The following is an 18,705-nucleotide window of genomic DNA, read 5'->3' as shown; positions in this document are numbered from 1 at the left end:
GGCCAGCCGGGCCTGCCCGGCGCCGCCAGCGCCGTCCGGGGAGGTCAGCGGCGGCCCGACCAGCCCCCCGGCCCCCGCCCGGGCCCGCTCCCCCGCCGGGCCGCCGGCCAGGTCCGCCGCCAGTTCCTCCGCCAGGGCGTCCGCGAGGGCCTGCGGCCGCGGGCACGGCACCGGCGGCCCGGCGCCCCGGATCTCGTCCGCGACCAGGACGTCCCCGGGGCGCAGCCGCGCGTCCAGCGCGCCGCCGAACCCCACCACCGCCAGGACCCCGCCGGACGCGGGCGGCCCGCGGCGGGCCCGGTAGCCGACGACCACGACGGGCGCGCGGGCGAGGCCGCGCCGCACCGCGCGGGCCTCCAGGCGCAGCGCGGCGCAGACGACGAGCCCGCCGGGCGCGGCGGCGTCCTCCCGCACACGTTCCAGAAGATCACGGCGGTGCCCGCCGTTCCAGCCGGGGCGCGCCCCGCGAGCGTCACCGTCCGGTACTACTTTCGCATCGCGAAGTTCAGCCTCCCGGAGGGCGACCGGCCGGGGCCCGCCCTCATAGACTCCCTCCATGACCAACTCGCTTGCCCGGCGGAAGCTGGCCATCCTCCCCGTTCTCCTGCTGCCCTTCGGCGCGGTCGCCGCGTGCAGCGGGACGAACGCCGAGACCGACTGCGGCGTGAACTCCTGCACCGTGACCTTCGACCGGGGCGTCGAGGCGAGCGCGTCGATCCTCGGCGTGGACGCCGAACTCGTCAGCGTCCAGGGCGAGACCGTCACCCTCGCCATCGAGGGCAACAACATCACCCTCCCGGTCGGCGACGGCGAGCAGGGCGAGGAGGCCGAGGGCTTCGACGTCTCGGTGAAGTCGGTGACGCAGGACAAGGTCGTCGTCGAGATCACCGCGAACCCCTGACCGGACTACACTCTCGTACATGCGTTCGATGAGCGTCGCGGAGCGGCGCGCCCGGCTCGGGCGACGGCACAGGCTGGCCGCGATGTCCAGGACCGACGACGTCCCGGACATCGCCCGCTCCCTGGTCGTCCTGCACGCCACCGACCCGGCGACGGTGTTCCTGTCCGTCGCGGCGCGCAGCGTGCGGGCGGACCCGGCGGCGGTCGAGCGCGCCCTCTACGACGACCGGACGCTGCTGCGGATGCTGGCGATGCGGCGAACGATGTTCGTCGCCCCCACCGAGCTGGTGCCCGTCCTGCAGGCGTCCACGGCCGACGCGCTCGCGGCCAAGCAGCGCGCCACCTACGCCCGCATGATCGAGAAGGGCCTCCTCGACCGCGACCCGGGACTCACCGACGTCCTCGCGTGGTTCACCGAGGTCGAGGAGGCCGCGCACCGGGCGCTGCTGGCGCGCGGTGAGGCGACCGGCGCGCAGCTCAGCGCGGACGAGCCGCTGCTGCGCACCCGGGTGGACCCGGCGCCCGGCAAGTCCTACTCCAAACCCACCGGCATCACCACGTGGGTGCTGGTCGTCCTCGGCTGCGCGGGCCGCATCGTGCGGGGGCGCCCGAACGGGTCGTGGACCAGCAGCCAGTACCGGTGGGCGCCCGTCGAGACGTGGCTGCCGGGCGGCATCGCGCCGATGCCCGCCGACGACGCCCGCACCGGACTGGTCGAGCGGTGGCTGCGGGCGTTCGGGCCCGCGCCCGTCTCCGACCTCAAGTGGTGGACCGGCTGGACGGCCGCGCAGGTGAAGAAGGCGCTCGCGCCGCTCGACACCGCCGAGGTCGACCTCGACGGCACCACCGGGATCGTCCTCGCCGACGACCTGGAGCCGGTCGGGGCCCCCGAACCGTGGGCGGCGCTGCTGCCCGCCCTCGACCCCACCCCGATGGGCTGGCAGGACCGCGACTGGTTCCTCGGCGAGCACCGTCCCGCGCTGTTCGACCGCAACGGCAACATCGGCCCGACGGTCTGGTGGGACGGCCGCATCGTCGGCGGCTGGGCGCAGCGGCCGGACGGCGAGATCGCGCTGCGCTTCCTCGAGGACGCGGGCGCCGAGGCGCGCGCGGCCGCCGAGCGGGAGGCCGAGCGGATCGCCGCCTGGTACGGCGACGTCCGCGCGGTCCCGAGGTTCCGCACGCCCCTCGAACGCGAACTCTGCTCCTGACCCGCCGGCCGCGGCGCGCGCCCTCGCGCGGGCGTCGGTACGCGGGCCTCAGTACGGGTAGGGCGGGCCGGTCACGGCGGCGGCGCGGCGCCGGGCCGCGCTGCGCCGCAGCATGATCACCGGCAGCGACGCGAGGGCGACGACCACGAACCCCAGCGACAGGAAGAACGCCAAACCGAGGTACAGCAGGGACGCGTCGTCCGGCTGCACCCGGATCCAGCCGCCCGTCCCCTGGCACGCCACCTGCGCCTGCCCGGTGACCGGCGAGGTGAACGTCGCCGCGTACGCGTAGTTCTCGACGTCCGACGCCACCCAGGAGTGCTCCGTGGTCAGCCGGACCGGGATCGTCCGCTCCCCCGCCACGACGGCGCAGGACTGCGGCTCCGAAGCGCCGGCCCGCACGTAGACGAAGTAGCCGTACCCCTCTTCCAGGCGGAGTGTCACGCCCGACTCGGGGCCTTCCGACGAGGGCCCGTCGGCGACCTCCGAGTCCGTCCACAGCAGCGCGAACGCGCCGAAGAAGACCAGCACGGCCAGGACGCCGAAGGCGATCGGCAGCGCGTACCAGCCCGCGGCGGGCCGGATGGGCGGCGGCGGCCCGGCCGAGCCGGCCGCCCCCACGGGCGGCGTTCCCATCGGCAGATTCGCCCCTGGCCACATGGCGTCCCCCTGCTGTTCCCCCTGATCAGGATCGGTCCCGTCCACGATCTCATCCGGAGGGCCCGTCCACCAGACGGGGGGCCGCCCCGGCACCCGCCACCTGTCCCGAACGCGGTTCGGAACGGGTTCCGCCGGGGCCCCTGGTGCCCGCCGGACGGCCGTGACCGGTGTGACGGCGGGGATTCGGCGCGGCATGAACGGTTACGTATGGTCGTGAAAGCACATAACGGCCAGGACAGGGGAGGGAACATGGCCCCGTGGGACCGACTGCCCACTCCGCCGATCCGGATCCCCCGCCCGCCCGGGCTCCCGCGCCCGCCCGGGCTGCCCCGGCCGCCCGGACTGCCCCGCTACACCGTCGAGCGCGACATCCCCGTCCCGATGCGGGACGGCGTGACGCTGCTCGCCGACCGGTACATCCCGGCCGGGGCGAAGGAACCGCCGCCCACGATCCTCGTGCGCACCCCGTACGGGCGGCGCGGCCCGGCCGCGCTGGCGAACGGGCTGCTGTTCGTCCCATTCGGGTTCCAGCTCGTCGCGCAGAGCGCGCGCGGGACGTTCGGTTCGGGCGGTGAGTTCGACCCGCTCGGCAGCGAACGCGACGACGGGCTCGCCACCGTCGAGTGGCTGAAGCGGCAGCCGTGGTTCAACGGGTCGTTCGCCACCTACGGCGCCAGCTACCTCGGGTACACCGCGTGGGCGACCGCGGCCGAGGCCGGACCCGAGCTGAAGGCGATGTCGCTGCAGGTCACGGCGTCCTCGTTCCGGGACGCCGCCTACGTGGGCGGGTCGTTCGCGCTGGAGTCCACGCTGACCTGGACGAACCTGACGCACCAGCAGCAGCAACCGCTCGGCCTGCTGACCGGGCCGCTGCTCGCGCGCCGCAGGGTGGCGCGGGCCGCCGCCTCGGGCCGTCCGCTGTCGGAGCTGGACGTGCTCACCGGCGGCGAGGTGATGCGCTTCTACCAGGACCTCCTCGCCGCGCAGGGCGCCGACAACGGCTACTGGGACACCCGCGACTTCAGCGGCACCGTCGGCGAGGTGGCGGCGCCGGTGCACCTGCTCGGCGGCTGGTTCGACGTGTTCCTGCCGTGGGAGATCCGCGACTACCTGGCGCTGCGGGCCGCGGGGCACCGGCCCTACCTCACGATCGGCCCCTGGTGGCACACCGACCCCCGGCACGGGATCGTGTCGCTGCGGGAGTCGCTCGCCTGGTTCCGCGCGCACCTGCTCGGCGACCCGTCCGGCCTGCGCCCCGCCCCCGTCCGGGTGTACGTGACGGGCGCCCGCGAGTGGCGCGACTACCGCGACTGGCCGCCGCCCGGGATGCGGCAGGAGCGCTGGCACCTGCACCCCGGCGGCGGGCTCGGCCCCGACGGCCCGCGCCGCTCCCGGCCGAGCGCCTACCGGTTCGACCCCGAGCACCCCACCCCGGCGCTCGGCGGCCCCACGCTGCTCGGCAGCTCCCGGCCCGTCGACAACCGGCCGCTGGAGCGGCGGCACGACGTGCTCGTGTTCACCTCGCCCGTCCTCGACCGGGACCTGGACGTCATCGGGCCGCTCGCCGCCGACCTGTTCGTCCGGTCCGACCGCGCGCACACCGACTTCGTCGTCCGGCTCTGCGACGTGGGACCGGACGGCGCGTCCCGCAACGTGTGCGAGGGCGGCCTGCGGCTCCCGGCCGCCGCCGAGAAGCCCATCGGCACCCACGGGATCCGCCGCATCGCGGTCGACCTGTGGCCGACCGGCCACCGGTTCCGCCGCGGCCACCGCGTCCGGGTGCACGTGGCGAGCGGCGCCCACCCGAAGGTCGCGGCGAACCCGGGCACCGGCGAGCCGCTCGTCACCGCCCGCGCGATGGTCGCCGCGCACCAGGAGGTCTTCCACGACCCCGACCACCCCTCGGCAATCCTGCTGCCGGTCGTCGAGGCGTCCCCGGAGTGCGCCGACCCCGACCCGGAGGCCGAGGAGCGGCTCATCCGCGACGGGACCTGATCAGAGCCGCGCCAGCATCGCCTTCGCCAGGACCCCCACCGCGTCGTCGCCGTGCGCCAGGAACAGGTTGGGCTCGGCCAGCTCCAGTTCGAGGACGACCGGCGCGCCGTCCGGCCCGGGGACGAGGTCCACCCGCGCGTAGAGCAGGTCGGGGGCGCCCGGGACGGCGGCGAGGGCGCGGCGCGCGACGGCCAGCTCGGCCGCGGTCGCGACGGCTCCGGTGACGGCGCCGCGGCCGTCGCCGGGGACGACGAGGCCCTGGACGCCCGCGCCGGGGGCGAGGATCGGGGCCTTGCGGGCGGCGTGGCTGTACTCGCCGTCGAGGAAGACCAGCGCCTTCTCCCCCGCGGTGTCGATGCCGGACAGGTACGGCTGCACCATGACGGTGCGGCCCGCGTCGCGGAGCCCGCGCAGGTGCGCGCGGGCGGCCCCGGCCTCGGCGGTGCTCCACCGGGCCGTGTCGCGGGACCCCGCCGACACCGCGGGCTTGACCACGTACTCGGGCCAGTCGGACGGGACGTCGTCGGGGTCCCAGCGGGTCGGGACGACCGGGACGCCCGCGTCGGCCAGGTCGCGCAGGTACCGCTTGTCGGTGTTCCAGCGCAGCACGGACGCGGGGTTGAGGATACGCGGGAGCCCGTCGGCCCACGCGAGGAACTCGTCCGCGCGGTGCGTGTAGTCCCAGGTGGTGCGGACGACGACGAGGTCGTACCGGGACCAGTCGGTGTCGGCGTCCCAGACGGCGGGCTCGGCGCGCACGCCGAGGCCGTCGAGGGCCGCGGCGAGGGCGCGGACGTCGTCGTTGCCGTCGGGCAGGAAGGAGCAGGTGGCGAGGGCGACGCGCATGGGGGGTTCTCCGGGGTCCTCCGGGTCAGCGGACGGGGTGTCCGGCGGTGCTCAAGGCGTCCTTGACCTCGGAGATCTTCAGATCGCCGAAGTGGAAGACGCTCGCGGCGAGGACGGCGTCGGCGCCGGCCTCGACGGCGGGGGCGAAGTGCCCGACCGCGCCGGCGCCGCCGCTGGCGATCACCGGGATCGCGACGGTCTCCCGGACGCGGGCGAGCATCTCCAGGTCGAAGCCGTTCTTGGTGCCGTCGGCGTCCATCGAGTTCAGCAGGATCTCGCCGACGCCCAGCTCGGCGCCGCGGCGGGCCCACTCGACCGCGTCGATGCCGGTGCCCTTGCGCCCGCCGTGGGTGGTCACCTCGAACCCGGACGGGGTGCCGGGCGCGCGGCGCGCGTCCACCGACAGCACGACGCACTGGGAGCCGAACCGGTGCGCCGCCTCCCGCAGGAACTCGGGGCGGGCGATCGCGGCGGTGTTCACCGACACCTTGTCGGCGCCCGCGCGCAGCAGCCGGTCGACGTCGTCGACGGTGCGGACGCCGCCGCCGACCGTCAGCGGGATGAACACCTGCTCGGCGGTGCGGCGGACGACGTCGTAGGTGGTGGAGCGGTCGGCGCTGGACGCGGTGATGTCGAGGAACGTCAGCTCGTCGGCGCCCTCCGCGTCGTAGCGGTGCGCGAGCTCGACCGGGTCGCCCGCGTCCCGCAGGTTCTGGAAGTTGACGCCCTTGACGACGCGCCCGGCGTCGACGTCCAGGCAGGGGATGACGCGGACGGCGACGGTCACTTGACGGCCTCCAGGGCCTCCTCGAGGGTGAACGCCCCGGCGTACAGCGCCTTGCCGACGATCGCGCCCTCGACGCCGTCCGGGACGAGCGCGGCGATGGCGCGCAGGTCGTCCAGGGAGGAGACGCCGCCGGACGCGACGACGGGCTTGTCGGTGCGGGCGCACACGTCGCGCAGCAGGTCGGTGTTCGGGCCGCGCAGGGTGCCGTCCTTGGTGACGTCGGTGACGACGTAGCGGGGGCAGCCGTCGTCCTCGAGGCGGGCGAGGACCTCCCACAGGTCGCCGCCCTCCCGGGTCCAGCCGCGGGCGGCGAGGGTGGTGCCGCGCACGTCCAGGCCGACGGCGATGCGGTCGCCGTGCGACGCGATGATCTTGCGGCACCAGTCGGGGTTCTCCAGCGCGGCGGTGCCGATGTTGACGCGGGCGCAGCCGGTCGCGAGCGCCGCCTCCAGGGACGCGTCGTCGCGGATGCCGCCGGACAGCTCCACCTTCACGTCGAGCTTGCCGGTGACCTCGGCGAGCAGCTCCCGGTTGGAGCCGCGGCCGAACGCGGCGTCCAGGTCGACCAGATGGATCCACTCCGCTCCCGCCTCCTGCCAGGCCAGGGCGGCCTCCAGCGGGGCGCCGTAGGAGGTCTCGGTGCCGGCCTCGCCCTGGACGAGGCGCACGGCCTGTCCGTCGGCGACGTCGACGGCGGGAAGGAGCGTCAGAGTCATGCGGGAACCCCAGTCATGCGAAAACCTATCGGCGGACGTGTTCAGGAAAGGGTGGAGAGCCAGTTGCGCAGCAGTTCCGCGCCCGCGTCGCCGGACTTCTCCGGGTGGAACTGCGCGGCGCACAGCGGGCCGTTCTCCACGGCGGCGACGAACCGGTCGCCGTGCTCGGCCCACGTGACGAGCGGCGGCGCGATGCGTCCGGTCGGGTCGGGCTCCAGCTCCCAGCGGCGCGCCGCGTAGGAGTGGACGAAGTAGAACCGCGCGTCCTCGATGCCGCGGAACAGGGCGGAGCCCGCGGGGACGTCCACAGTGTTCCAGCCCATGTGCGGGACGACCGGCGCGTCGAGCCGGTCGACGGTGCCGGGCCACTCGTCGCAGCCCTCGGTGGCGACGCCGTGCTCGATGCCCTTGGAGAACAGGATCTGCATGCCGACGCAGATGCCGAGCACGGGCCGCCCCCCGGCGAGCCGGCGGCCGATGATCTGGTCGCCGTGCACGGACTTCAGCCCGGCCATGCAGGCGGCGAACGCGCCGACGCCCGGCACGACCAGGCCGTCCGCGTTCAGCGCGGCGTCCCGGTCGGCGGTGACGGTGACGGACGCGCCCGCGCGGGCCACGGCCCGTTCGGCGGACCGCAGGTTCCCCGACCCGTAGTCGAGGACGACGATCTCGGGGCGGCTCACAGCCACATCACTCCCCCGGCGAACGCCATCGCGGCCAGCACGAACACGATCACCGCGGCGATCTTGAGGCCCTGCTTGACGAAGCTGTACACCCCGGCCAGCAGGAACACCGCCACCGCGAAGATCGCGACGTTGGCGTAGGTGAACTCCAGGCCGCCGATCTCCACGGTTACAGGGCCCCCTTCGTGGACGGCACGCCGTGCACCTTCGGGTCGAACGCGACCGCGTCGCGCAGCGCCCGGGCGAGGGCCTTGAACTGGGCCTCCACGATGTGGTGGGCGTTGCGCCCGTACGGGACGTGGACGTGCATCGCCACCCGGGCGTTCGACACGAACGACTCGAACACGTGCCGGGTCATCGTGGTGTCGTACTCGGGGCCGATCATCGGGGCCATGCCGTCCGGCTCGACGTGCACGAGGTACGGGCGGCCCGAGACGTCCACGGTGACCTGCGCGAGCGCCTCGTCCAGCGGGATGGACGCGTCGGCGAACCGGCGGATGCCGGCCTTGTCGCCGAGCGCCTCGCGGAACGCCTGGCCGAGCGCGATCGCGGTGTCCTCGATCGTGTGGTGGCTGTCGATGTGCAGGTCGCCGGTCGTCTTGACGGTGAGGTCGAACGACCCGTGCTTGCCGAGCTGCGCCAGCATGTGGTCGAAGAACCCCACGCCGGTGGCCACATCGACCCGGCCGGTCCCGTCGAGGTCGATCTCGACGAGGACCTGGGTCTCCTTGGTCCCGCGCTCGACTCTGCCCTTGCGCGTCACAGACTCTCCTTCAGTGCGGTGCGGAACGCCGCCATCTCGTCGGGGGTGCCCACGCTGACCCGCAGCCATTCGGGCGGCCCGACCTCGCGGATCAGCACGCCCCGCTCGAGCAGGCCCTCCCAGACCCGGCGCCGGTCCGGGAAGTGGCCGAACAGGACGAAGTTGGCGTCGGAATCGGCGACCGCGAGGCCCTCGCCGCGCAGCCACGCGACGAGGTCGTCGCGCTCGCGGCGCAGCGCGTCGACGGTGCCGAGCAGTTCGCCGCCGTACGCCAGGGCGGTGCGGGCGACGGCCTGCGTGACGGCCGACAGGTGGTACGGGAGCCGCACCAGCAGCAGCGCGTCGATGACGGCCGGGTCGGCGGCGAGGTAGCCGAGGCGGGTGCCCGCCATCGCGAACGCCTTGGACATCGTGCGGGTGACGATCAGGCGGGGCCGTCCGTCCAGCAGCGTCAGCGCGGACGGGGTGCCGGCGCGGCGGAACTCGGCGTACGCCTCGTCGACCACGACCATGCCGGGCGCGGCGTCCAGCACGGCCTCGATCGTCTCCGGCGGCAGCGACGTGCCGGTCGGGTTGTTCGGCGACGTCAGGAACACCACGTCGGGGCGGTGCTCCTCGACGGCGGCGACGGCGCGGGCCGGGTCGAGGCCGAAGTCGGTGTCGCGGGCGGCGTCGACCCACCGGGTGCCGGACACCGCGGTGATGATCGGGTGCATCGAGTAGGACGGCTCGAACCCGAGCGCGGTGCGGCCGGGGCCGCCGAACGCCTGCAGGATCTGCTGGATGATCTCGTTGGAGCCGTTCGCCGCCCACACCCGGCGGCCGGTGATCCCGGCGCCGGGCGTATCGGCGTCGAGGAACGCCGCGAGGTCGGCGCGGAGCGCGACCGCGTCGCGGTCGGGGTAGCGGTTGAGGGTGCCGGCGACGTCCGCCACGGCCTCGCCGAGCGCCTTCACCAGCGCCTCGGACGGCGGGTACGGGTTCTCGTTGGTGTTCAGCGCGTACGGGACGTCCAGTTGCGGGGCGCCGTAGGGCTTCCGGCCGCGCAGGTCGTCTCGCAGCGGCAGGTCGGACAGGTCGGTCACGACGGGATCTCCCAGTCGAAGCGGGCCTTGAGCGCGGCGCCGTGCGCGGGCAGGTCCTCGGCCTCGGCGAGCGCGACGACCCGGCCGGTGGCGGCGGCGAGCGCGTCGCGGTCGTACTCGACGACGTGGACGCCGCGCAGGAACGCCTGCACCGACAGGCCGGAGGAGTGGCAGGCGCACCCGCCGGTGGGCAGCACGTGGTTGGACCCGGCGAGGTAGTCGCCGAGCGACACCGGCGCGTGCCGCCCGATGAAGATCGCCCCGGCGTTGCGGACGCGCGCGGCGACGGCGGCCGCGTCGGCGGTGTGGATCTCCAGGTGCTCGGCGGCGTAGGCGTCCACGACCTTCAGCCCGGCCTCGACGTCGTCGACCAGGACGATGCCGGACTGGCGGCCCGCGAGGGCCTCGGTGATCCGCTCGACGTGCTTCGTCCGCGCGACCTGCGCCTTCAGCTCGGTCTCGACCGCGTCCGCCAGTTCGGGCGCGTCGGTGACGAGGACGGCGGCGGCGAGCACGTCGTGCTCGGCCTGGCTGATCAGGTCGGCGGCGACGGCCACCGGGTCGGCGGTGCCGTCGGCGAGGACCGCGATCTCGGTCGGGCCCGCCTCGGCGTCGATGCCGATCACGCCCTTGAGCAGCCGCTTCGCGGCGGCGACGTACACGTTGCCGGGCCCGGTGACGAGGTCGGCGCTCGGGCACTCGTCGGTGCCGTGGGCGAACATCGCGATCGCCTGGGCGCCGCCCGCCGCGTACACCTCCTCGACGCCGAGCAGCGCGCACGCCGCGAGGATCGCCGGGTGGGGCCGCCCGCCGAACTCGGCCTGCGGGGGCGAGGTGACGGCGAGCGACCCGACGCCCGCCTCCTGCGCGGGGACGACGTTCATGACGACGCTCGACGGGTACACGGCGCGGCCGCCCGGGACGTACAGCCCGACGCGGCCGACGGGGATCCACCGCTCGGTGACGGTGCCGCCCGGCACGACCTGCGTGGTGACGTCGGTGCGGCGCTGCGCCCGGTGCACGATGCGGGCGCGGCGGATGCTCTCCTCGAGGGCGTCGCGGACCTTCGGGTCGAGCTCGGCGAGGGCCCGGTGGATCTCGGCGACCGGGACGCGGGCGCTCTCCAGCTCGACCCCGTCGAAGGTCTTCGTGTGCTCCCGGACCGCCGCGGACCCGCGATGGCGGACGTCGTCGCAGATGGGCCGCACCTTGTCCAGGGCGGCCTCGACGTCGAGTTCGGCACGGGGCAGCACGGAGCGCAGCTCGCCGGGAAGCGGGCCGCGCAGGTCGATACGGGAAATCACGCCGCCCAGTCTACGGAGTGCGCCCGCCCCCTCGCGCCCCGTCTCACGTGCCGAGACGCACGAGAGACGCACGCCACGCCGGGGCCGTCCCGCCGCGCCGTCCCGCCGCGCGCCCGCCGGGGTGACTCCCGCTTCACAATCTGAAAAACCGATGCTTACCAAGATCATCGGCGGGGACGTAGGCTTCCGTGGAGTGCGTCCACACCGGCGGGCGCCCCCCGCGAGCACAGGAGACACAGCGTGACGGAGCGGATCGCCCTCTTCCCCCTGGGCACCGTGCTGTTCCCGGGCCTGGTCCTGCCGCTGCACCTCTTCGAGGAACGCTACCGCCGCCTCGTCGCCGACCTCCTGGAGGCGCCCGAACCGCGCGGGTTCGGCGTGGTCAACATCGAGCTGGGGCACGAGGTCGGCAACGACGCGGCGCGCCGGCTGTCCGGGGTGGGGTGCTTCGCCGAGATCCACGACACGACGCGGCACCCGGACGGGCGGTACGACGTCGTGGCCGTCGGCACCCGCCGGTTCCGGCTCAAGGAGCTGGACCGGTCGCGCCCCTACCTGCAGGGCGAGGTCGAGTTCCTCCCCGAGGAGCCCGGGACCGACCCGGCGCCCGCGGCGCGGCACGTCCGCTGGCTGTTCGGCCGGTACCTGGAGCGGCTGCGCACCGCGGGCGCCGGACCCGCCGAGGAGGTCGAGCTGCCCGCCGACCCCGTGCGGCTGTCGTACCTCATCGCGTCCTCGCTGATCCTGGACGGGCACGAGAAGCAGCGCGTCCTGGAGTGCGAGGACGCGGCGCTGCGGCTGCGCGCCGAGCGCGACCTGCTGCTGCGGGAGAACCGCATCCTGGCGTCGCTGCCGACCCTCCCGGCCGGCCAGTTCCTGGACGGCTCGTTCCACCCGAACTGACGCGCCGCCGCGGCCGGCGCCGCCGCGCGGCCCCGCACGCGGAAAACCGGTGGACGGGTGCGAGAGACTCGGCCCATGGGCAAGACGAAGTCCGGCGGGAAGCAGGGAGGCGGCGGGACGCCGGCCACCGTCGCCGCCGCGAAGGCGAAGATCGAGCACACCCTGCACCCCTACGAGCCCGACCCCGACGCCGAGTCCTACGGGGCCGCCGCCGCCGACGCGCTGGGGATCCCGCACGACCGCATCTTCAAGACCCTGCTGGCCGAGGTGGACGGGAACCTCACCGTCGCCGTCGTCCCGGTCTCGGGCAGCCTGGACCTCAAGGCGCTGGCCGCGGCCGCCGGCGGGAAGCGGGCGAAGATGGCCGACCCGCGCGACGCCGAGCGCGCCACCGGGTACGTCGTCGGCGGGATCAGCCCGCTCGGGCAGCGCCGGCGGCTGCCGACGGTGCTGGACGCGTCGGCCTCAGCCCTCCCGACGGTCTACGTCTCCGCCGGTCGGCGCGGACTCCAGATCGAGCTGCGCCCCGCCGACCTCGTCCGCCTCACCGGCGCCCGGGTCGCGGCCGTCGCGCGCGGGTAGCCGCCGCACGGCCAGTTCGAGGACGCCGTAGGCGCCGACCGCGGCGACGGGCCAGCACACCAGCAGTCCCCGGGCGCGCAGCTCGGCGACGCCGGCGACCCGCTCCCGGTCGGCGGCGGCGCGCACCGCGGCGCGGAACTCGTCCAGGCCGATCATGTGGCCGGTCCGCCAGGCGAGCAGCCCGGCGAGGACGCCGCCCGCGGCCAGGCCGAGCAGCAGCGCGATGTCGTTGCCGCGGCCCCCCGCCAGGTAGGCGGCGCCGCCGCAGAGCGCGCCCGCCGCCAGGACGATCAGCGCGAACCGCAGGTCGGTGCCGATCGGCGCCTGGCTCTCGGGGTCGGCGAGGTAGGTGTCGCCGCGGAAGATGACATATGTCACCTCGGGCGCGGTCGCCGCCCACAGCAGCCCCGCGAGGGGCCCGAGCACCGCCATGATCAGGGTCGTGACCAGCCCGGCCGCCACGCGTCTACCGGTCGGTCCGCGCACCTCGCCCGCTCCCATCCGAGACTCCGCTGTCGGCGAAAGACTAGCCTGCCGTGGTCAACCGATCGACAATGCAAGGGCGGTCTCGCGACGCCCGCACCCGCCTCGACCACTGGGATAGTGTGCCCGACATGTCCGGATTCAGTCCCGCGTTCGAACGCCTCGGCGCCGCCCTGGCGGCCGTCGTCCTGCAGCGGCAGGAGGCGCTCGCGGAATTCCTGCCCCGCGAGGACTGGAGCGCCGACCTCACCGCCCGCACCTACACCAGCGGCGGTGTCACGGTCCGGGTCTCGCTGCTCGGCAGCTACGCCGTCCGCGAGCGCACCTGGCTGTGGGGGTGGGCGAACCCGCAGTTCGGCGACGAGCACCCCGCGGTCGCCCCGACGCTGGTCGTCCGGACGGTCGGCGAACGGCTGGGCATCACCGAGTTCACCACCCCCGAGGTGGACCTGTCCTGGTACGAGGGCACGGCCGGGCACGGCGGCGAGCTGATCGCGATGGCCGCGGGCGGCGTGCTGCGCGGCGGCGGCTACATCAACGCGGGCTACGACGGCGGCTCGGCGTACCTGCACGTCGACGATCCCCGGGTGCCCGCCACGTCCTTCGACCCGGTCACCGTGCCGCGGCTGCTCAAGGACGCCACCGGCCTGTTCCCGCACGAGCCGCGGCTCACCCTCGCCGGGTTCCTCGCCGAGCACCGCGTCGGGTACCGGCAGACCGACATGGAGACCGAGGTGCTGGCGCCCGGCGCCCGCGCCCGCGTCCACTTCGACGGCCTCGGCCGGTTCCTCGACTGGCGGTCCGAGCTGAGCCCGGCCGGCCTCGGCGGCTGACCCGGGCCCCGGCCTCCCCGACGCGGCGGGTCCCGCCGCCCGAGCTCCTCGCCGGGCCCGGCGTCCCGCACGCCGGGCCCTGGGCGGTCAGCCGAGGCAGGACGGGCCGAGGAGCTGCTTCAGGTCGCCCATCAGCGCGGGGGACGGCGACACGCGGAGCCGGTCGTCGAGCCGGACGACCGTCGTGCGGGGGCCGTTCTGCAGGTGCAGGTGCACCTCGGCGGAACCGGGGTGGGTGGTCAGCACCTCCTTGAGGCGCGACACGGTCGGCGGCGTGCAGCGGTTGAGCGGCAGGCTGACCGACAGCGGCCCGATCGCGTCGGTGACCGTCAGGTCGGGCTGGGTGACCTCCATCGCGATGATCTTCGCGACGTCCTCGCGGCGGTCCAGCTTGCCCTTGACGATCAGGATCGCGTCCTCGGCGAGCAGCGTGGAGCACAGCTGGTACGCCGACGGGAAGCACAGCACCTCGATCGAGCCGGCGAGGTCCTCCAGCTGGAACATCGCCCACGAGTTGCCCTGCTTGGTGACCTTGCGCTGCAGGCCCGACAGCAGCCCCGCCACGACGACGATCTGGCCGTCGGGCCGCTCCCCCTCGTTGAGGGACGCGATGGCGCAGTCGGCCTCGCGCTCCAGGATGTGCTCGACGCCGAGCAGCGGATGGTCGGAGACGTACAGGCCGAGCATCTCCCGCTCGAACGCGAGGAGGGTCGTCTTGTCCCACTCCTCGTCCTCGGGGATCGCGACGGCGAACGCGTCCTCGCCGCTCTCGTCCTCCAGGGCCCCGAACAGGGAGTCCTGCCCGATGGCCTCCTTGCGCTTGATGTCGATGACCGAGTCGATGGCCTGCTCGTGCACCATCAGCAGGGCCTTGCGCTCGTGGCCGAGCTCGTCGAACGCGCCCGCCTTGATCAGCGACTCCACGACCCGCTTGTTGCACACGATCGGCGGGACCTTGTTGAGGAAGTCGTTGAAGTCGGTGTAGGCGCCCTTCTCCCGGCGCGCCGCGACGATGCCCTCGACGACGTTCGTCCCGACGTTGCGGACCGCCGACAGCCCGAACCGGATCTCGGTGTCCCCGAGCGGGGTGAAGTCGGCCTCGGAGGTGTTGACGTCCGGCGGCAGCACCTTCAGCCCCATGCGGCGGCACTCGCTCAGGTACAGGGCGCTCTTGTCCTTGTCGTCGCCGACGGACGTCAGCAGCGCCGCCATGTACTCGGCGGGGTAGTTCGCCTTCAGGTAGGCCGTCCAGTAGGAGACCAGCCCGTACGCGGCGGAGTGCGCCTTGTTGAACGCGTAGTCGGAGAACGGGACGAGGATGTCCCACAGCGTCTTGACGGCCTCCTTGGAGTAGCCGCGCTCGATCATCCCGGCCTCGAAGCCCTCGAACTGCGCGTCCAGCTCGGCCTTCTTCTTCTTGCCCATGACGCGGCGCAGCAGGTCCGCCTTGCCGAGCGAGTACCCCGCCACCTTCTGCGCGATCGCCATGACCTGCTCCTGGTACACGATCAGGCCGTAGGTCGTGCCGAGGATGTCCTTGAGCGGCTCCTCCAGCTCGGGATGGATCGGGGTGATCTCCTGCTGGCCGTTCTTGCGGAGCGCGTAGTTGGTGTGGGAGTTGGCGCCCATCGGGCCGGGCCGGTACAGGGCGCCGACGGCGGAGATGTCCTCGAAGTTGTCGGGCTTCATCAGCCGCAGCAGCGCCCGCATCGGCCCGCCGTCGAACTGGAACACCCCGAGGGTGTCGCCGCGGGCGAGGAGGTCGTAGGTGGGCTGGTCGGTCAGCGGCAGCGCGAGCAGGTCGACCTCGGTGCCCTTGTTCTTCCTGATCCCCTGCAGCGCGTCGTCGATGATCGTCAGGTTCCGCAGGCCCAGGAAGTCCATCTTCAGCAGGCCGAGCGTCTCGCAGGTCGGGTAGTCGAACTGCGTGATGATCGCGCCGTCGGCGTCCCGGCGCATGATCGGGACGTGGTCGGTGATCGTCTCACCGGACATGATGATCCCGGCGGCGTGCACGCCGGTCTGCCGGATCAGTCCCTCCAGGCCCTGCGCCAGGTCCATGATCTGCTTGACGTCGTTCTCCTCCTCGTACAGCTTGCGGAGCTCGCCCGCCTCGCCGTACCGGGGGTGCTTCTCGTCGAAGATGCCCGACAGGGGGATGTCCTTGCCCATGACCGCGGGCGGGAACGCCTTGGAGATGCGGTCGCCGAGGGCGTAGGGGAAGCCGAGGACGCGGCCGGCGTCCTTGATGGCGGCCTTCGCCTTGATGGTGCCGAAGGTGGCGATGAAGGAGACCTTGTCGGCGCCCCACTTCTCCGTCGTGTACTTGATGACCTCGGCCCGCCGGTCTTCAGGGAAGTCGATGTCGATGTCGGGCATGGACGCGCGCTCGGGGTTCAGGAACCGCTCGAAGATCAGGCCGTGCGGGAGCGGGTCGAGGTCGGTGATGCCCATCGCGTACGCGATGAGCGAGCCGGCGGCGCTGCCCCGCCCGGGGCCGACCAGGATGCCGTTCTCCTTGGCCCACATGATGAAGTCGGCGACGACGAGGAAGTAGGACGGGTACCCCTTGCCGAGGATGACGCCCATCTCGTACTCGGCCTGCTTCGTGTACTCCTCGGGGATCCCCTCCGGGAAGCGCCGCTCCAGGCCCTTCCAGACCTCCTTGCGGAACCAGGTCTCCTCGGTCTCGCCCTCGGGGACGGGGAACCGCGGCATGAGGTCGTGGTACTCGAACATGCCCTCCGGCTCGACCCGCTCCGCGATCAGCAGGGTGTTGCGGCAGCCCTCCTGCCAGGCGTCCGAGGAGTCGATGCCGCGCATCTCGTCCGCCGTCTTCAGGTAGTAGCCGCTGCCGTTGAACCGGAACCGGTCGGGGTCGGCGAGCTGCTTGCCGACCTGGACGCACAGGAGCGCGTCGTGCGCCGTCGCCTCGGACTCGTGGGTGTAGTGCGAGTCGTTCGTCACGACCGGCGGGATGTTCAGCTTCTTGCCGATGTCGAGCAGGCCCTGCCGGACGTTGCGCTCGATGTCGAGCCCGTGGTCCATCAGCTCCAGGAAGTAGTTCTCCTTGCCGAGGATGTCCTGGAACGTGGCGGCCGCCTTCAGCGCCTCGTCGAACTGCCCGAGCCGCAGCCGCGTCTGGATCTTGCCGGACGGGCAGCCGGTCGTGGCCATCACCCCGTCGGCGTGCTCGGCGAGCAGCTCCTCGTCCATCCGGGCGTACTTGAAGACGAAGCCCTCGGTGTAGGCCCGGCTCGACAGCTTGAACAGGTTGTGCAGGCCCGCCTTGTTGCGCGCCCACAGCGTCATGTGGTTGATCAGCCCGCCGCCGGAGACGTCGTCGCGCTTCTGGCTCGGCTCGCCCCACTGGACCTTCTTCTTGTGGAACCGCGACTCGGGCGCCATGTACGCCTCGATGCCGATGATCGGGGTGACGCCCGCGGCGGTGGCCTGCTTGTGGAAGTCGAAGGCCCCGTGCATGTTGCCGTGGTCGGTCATCGCGATCGCGGGCATCTTCTGCCGCCCGACCTCTTCGAACATCTGCTTCAACCGGGCGGCCCCGTCCAGCATGGAGTACTCGGTGTGAACGTGCAGATGGACGAAAGAGTCGGCCATGCCTGGCGCACCTCCTGCTCGTGGCATGCGACCGCCCGCGTGCGGTCGGCACGCGGTGTCGCCGTCGGTCCCGGGGGAAGATCGCCGGCCCGGACGGGAGCTCCGGGGCGACGCGGTCCTGAAACCTTAACCCTCTTCTCGGGTCTCCCGGGACCCGACACTCCCGAACCCCCGGGCGGCCCGGTAGGCGCCCGGCGGGACGCCCATGGTGCGCTTGAAATGGCGCGTCAGGTGCGCCTGGTCGGCGAACCCGGTGCGGGCGGCGACCTCGCCCGGCCGCAGCCCCTCGTCCAGCAGCGCGGCCGCCGCGCGGACCCGCGCCTGGTTCAGGTACGCGTGCGGCGGCAGGCCCGTGGCCTCCCGGAACGCCCGCAGCAGCGGGAACGGCCGGGCCCCGACCGCCGCGGCCAGCTCCTCCAGCGCCGGCGGGTCGACCAGGCGCGCGTGCAGCAGGTCCCGCGCGTCCCGGACCACCCGCGGCAGGGCGGGCGGCGCGGCCTGCGCCCCGGCCGCCGGGTACCGGGCCGCGTGCCGCCGCAGCAACGCCGCGTAGGCCGTCCGCAGCATCGTGGAGGCGGCGAGCGCGTCGCCCCGCTCCCCCGCCCGGTGGACGGCGCGCAGCCGCCGCGCCGCGTCCGGATCGTCCAGGACCGGGCTCGGGAACGCGGGCGTGCCGCGCGGCAGGCCCAGCTCGGCAGCGATCTCCGCGAGGACCGCGACCGACGGGTAGGTCATGCGGTACGCCCAGCCGTCGGGCTCCCCCGCCTGCCCGGTGTGGACGGTGCCCGGGTTGACGGCGACGACCGCGCCGCGCCCGGCCCGCTCGACGCCCCCCGGATGCTCGAACTCCTCCACCCCGTGGAGGATGACCCCGATCGCGTACCCGTCGTGGACGTGCCGCGAGAACCGGTGCGTCACGTACCGTGCCCGCAGCAGGCCGACGTCGGGCAGCGCGGGATGCCGCCAGTAATGCGCGACCTCTCCCCCCATGCCCGACATGCTAGCCACCGCCTCCTGTCTCACGACACGAGACGAGCCGTCCCGGGATTTGACGCGCCCCCGGCCGTCCCGCCTACCATCGTCGGCATGGACCGTCGCTATACCGCGTTTACCGAGCCGGCTCCGACCGAGCCGGTCGACGCGCGCACCTGAGCGACGACCCCCGGAGCCGGCCGAGGCAGAGCCCCCTGGGCTCTGCCTTTTCTCGTGGAACGACACTTCCCCGACCGGGCGGCCCGGACTCCCCCCTTCACGGCCCGCCCCGACCGGGGCCCGCCAGAGAGGGAACACGCACATGAACGACCCGGTCACCGCCCCCGGCACGCCGACCGAACCC

18 protein-coding genes and 1 pseudogene are annotated in these 18,705 nt (G+C 73.7%); 6 read left to right on the top strand and 13 right to left on the bottom strand.

What is annotated here, in order from left to right; translation table 11 throughout:
* Window positions 1-414, bottom strand: a pseudogene (locus DMH08_RS40460) (hypothetical protein); the annotation flags it as partial.
* A 142-nt stretch (window positions 415-556) separates the two neighbouring features.
* On the opposite strand from DMH08_RS40460, the gene DMH08_RS31420 reads away from it, so the two are divergent.
* Window positions 557-901 carry a hypothetical protein gene (locus DMH08_RS31420; protein WP_125619592.1) on the top strand — a complete coding sequence of 115 codons (345 nt, stop codon included), beginning with the start codon at window positions 557-559 and terminating at the stop codon, window positions 899-901.
* 19 nt (window positions 902-920) lie between these two features.
* On the top strand, window positions 921-2,111 hold the full coding sequence (locus tag DMH08_RS31415; protein WP_125619590.1) for a winged helix DNA-binding domain-containing protein: 1,191 nt from the start codon (window positions 921-923) through the stop codon (window positions 2,109-2,111).
* Window positions 2,112-2,159: 48 nt separating this feature from the next.
* Here DMH08_RS31415 and DMH08_RS31410 read toward each other — a convergent pair whose 3' ends face one another.
* Window positions 2,160-2,747 carry a hypothetical protein gene (locus DMH08_RS31410; RefSeq protein WP_125619589.1) on the bottom strand — a complete coding sequence of 196 codons (588 nt, stop codon included), beginning with the start codon at window positions 2,745-2,747 and terminating at the stop codon, window positions 2,160-2,162.
* A gap of 273 nt (window positions 2,748-3,020) precedes the next feature.
* Here DMH08_RS31410 and DMH08_RS31405 point away from each other — a divergent pair, with 273 nt between their 5' ends.
* Window positions 3,021-4,766, top strand: a complete 1,746-nt coding sequence (locus DMH08_RS31405; protein ID WP_199748098.1) for a CocE/NonD family hydrolase — start codon at window positions 3,021-3,023, stop codon at window positions 4,764-4,766.
* Here the strand turns inward: DMH08_RS31405 and DMH08_RS31400 are convergent, their stop codons facing one another.
* The 8 genes from DMH08_RS31400 to hisD are packed head-to-tail and all read right to left on the bottom strand — an operon-like array spanning window position 4,767 to window position 10,950.
* Window positions 4,767-5,612, bottom strand: coding sequence for an ATP-grasp domain-containing protein (locus tag DMH08_RS31400; protein WP_125619587.1), 846 nt, complete (start codon window positions 5,610-5,612; stop codon window positions 4,767-4,769).
* A 25-nt stretch (window positions 5,613-5,637) separates the two neighbouring features.
* Window positions 5,638-6,399 carry an imidazole glycerol phosphate synthase subunit HisF gene (gene hisF, locus DMH08_RS31395; protein WP_026405858.1) on the bottom strand — a complete coding sequence of 254 codons (762 nt, stop codon included), beginning with the start codon at window positions 6,397-6,399 and terminating at the stop codon, window positions 5,638-5,640.
* Window positions 6,396-7,115 (bottom strand): bifunctional 1-(5-phosphoribosyl)-5-((5-phosphoribosylamino)methylideneamino)imidazole-4-carboxamide isomerase/phosphoribosylanthranilate isomerase PriA, encoded by a 720-nt coding sequence (gene priA / locus DMH08_RS31390; protein WP_026405857.1) that lies wholly within the window; start codon window positions 7,113-7,115, stop codon window positions 6,396-6,398. Before priA ends, hisF begins: the two co-directional genes overlap by 4 nt.
* 41 nt (window positions 7,116-7,156) lie before the next feature.
* Window positions 7,157-7,798, bottom strand: coding sequence for an imidazole glycerol phosphate synthase subunit HisH (gene hisH, locus DMH08_RS31385; protein ID WP_125619585.1), 642 nt, complete (start codon window positions 7,796-7,798; stop codon window positions 7,157-7,159).
* On the bottom strand, window positions 7,795-7,965 hold the full coding sequence (locus DMH08_RS41205; protein WP_169528906.1) for a hypothetical protein: 171 nt from the start codon (window positions 7,963-7,965) through the stop codon (window positions 7,795-7,797). The genes hisH and DMH08_RS41205 overlap by 4 nt, the downstream gene beginning before the upstream one ends.
* 2 nt (window positions 7,966-7,967) lie before the next feature.
* Window positions 7,968-8,561 carry an imidazoleglycerol-phosphate dehydratase HisB gene (gene hisB, locus DMH08_RS31380; protein WP_026405855.1) on the bottom strand — a complete coding sequence of 198 codons (594 nt, stop codon included), beginning with the start codon at window positions 8,559-8,561 and terminating at the stop codon, window positions 7,968-7,970.
* Complete coding sequence (locus DMH08_RS31375; RefSeq protein WP_026405854.1) at window positions 8,558-9,646, bottom strand: histidinol-phosphate transaminase; 1,089 nt, start codon at window positions 9,644-9,646, stop codon at window positions 8,558-8,560. Before DMH08_RS31375 ends, hisB begins: the two co-directional genes overlap by 4 nt.
* Window positions 9,643-10,950 (bottom strand): histidinol dehydrogenase, encoded by a 1,308-nt coding sequence (gene hisD, locus DMH08_RS31370; protein WP_125619583.1) that lies wholly within the window; start codon window positions 10,948-10,950, stop codon window positions 9,643-9,645. The genes DMH08_RS31375 and hisD overlap by 4 nt, the downstream gene beginning before the upstream one ends.
* A gap of 240 nt (window positions 10,951-11,190) precedes the next feature.
* Here hisD and DMH08_RS31365 point away from each other — a divergent pair, with 240 nt between their 5' ends.
* Window positions 11,191-11,853, top strand: a complete 663-nt coding sequence (locus DMH08_RS31365) for an LON peptidase substrate-binding domain-containing protein (protein WP_026405852.1) — start codon at window positions 11,191-11,193, stop codon at window positions 11,851-11,853.
* Between the two features lie 75 nt (window positions 11,854-11,928).
* Entirely contained in the window at window positions 11,929-12,435 is a 507-nt protein-coding gene (gene ybaK, locus DMH08_RS31360) for a Cys-tRNA(Pro) deacylase (RefSeq protein ID WP_026405851.1), read from the top strand.
* Here the strand turns inward: ybaK and DMH08_RS31355 are convergent.
* Window positions 12,319-12,921, bottom strand: a complete 603-nt coding sequence (locus DMH08_RS31355) for a hypothetical protein (RefSeq protein ID WP_233617918.1) — start codon at window positions 12,919-12,921, stop codon at window positions 12,319-12,321. The two genes, ybaK and DMH08_RS31355, sit on opposite strands and share 117 nt — an antisense overlap.
* A 128-nt stretch (window positions 12,922-13,049) precedes the next feature.
* Here DMH08_RS31355 and DMH08_RS31350 point away from each other — a divergent pair, with 128 nt between their 5' ends.
* The gene (locus tag DMH08_RS31350; protein ID WP_026405850.1) at window positions 13,050-13,751 is read left to right on the top strand and encodes a DUF6882 domain-containing protein; all 702 of its coding nucleotides are present in this window, start codon (window positions 13,050-13,052) and stop codon (window positions 13,749-13,751) included.
* A gap of 87 nt (window positions 13,752-13,838) precedes the next feature.
* On the opposite strand, the gene dnaE is transcribed toward DMH08_RS31350, so the two are convergent.
* Window positions 13,839-17,369: a DNA polymerase III subunit alpha gene (dnaE, locus tag DMH08_RS31345; protein ID WP_026405849.1), complete on the bottom strand. Its 3,531-nt coding sequence runs from the start codon at window positions 17,367-17,369 to the stop codon at window positions 13,839-13,841.
* Between the two features lie 126 nt (window positions 17,370-17,495).
* Window positions 17,496-18,359 carry an AraC family transcriptional regulator gene (locus DMH08_RS31340; protein WP_325052959.1) on the bottom strand — a complete coding sequence of 288 codons (864 nt, stop codon included), beginning with the start codon at window positions 18,357-18,359 and terminating at the stop codon, window positions 17,496-17,498.
* Window positions 18,360-18,705: the final 346 nt, after the last annotated feature.

Source organism: Actinomadura sp. WAC 06369, assembly GCF_003947565.1.
GTDB classification, from domain to species: Bacteria; Actinomycetota; Actinomycetes; order Streptosporangiales; family Streptosporangiaceae; genus Spirillospora; species Spirillospora rifamycini.
Note: the sequence above shows the minus strand (reverse complement) of the source record. Positions and strands in the feature narration are given on the sequence as shown.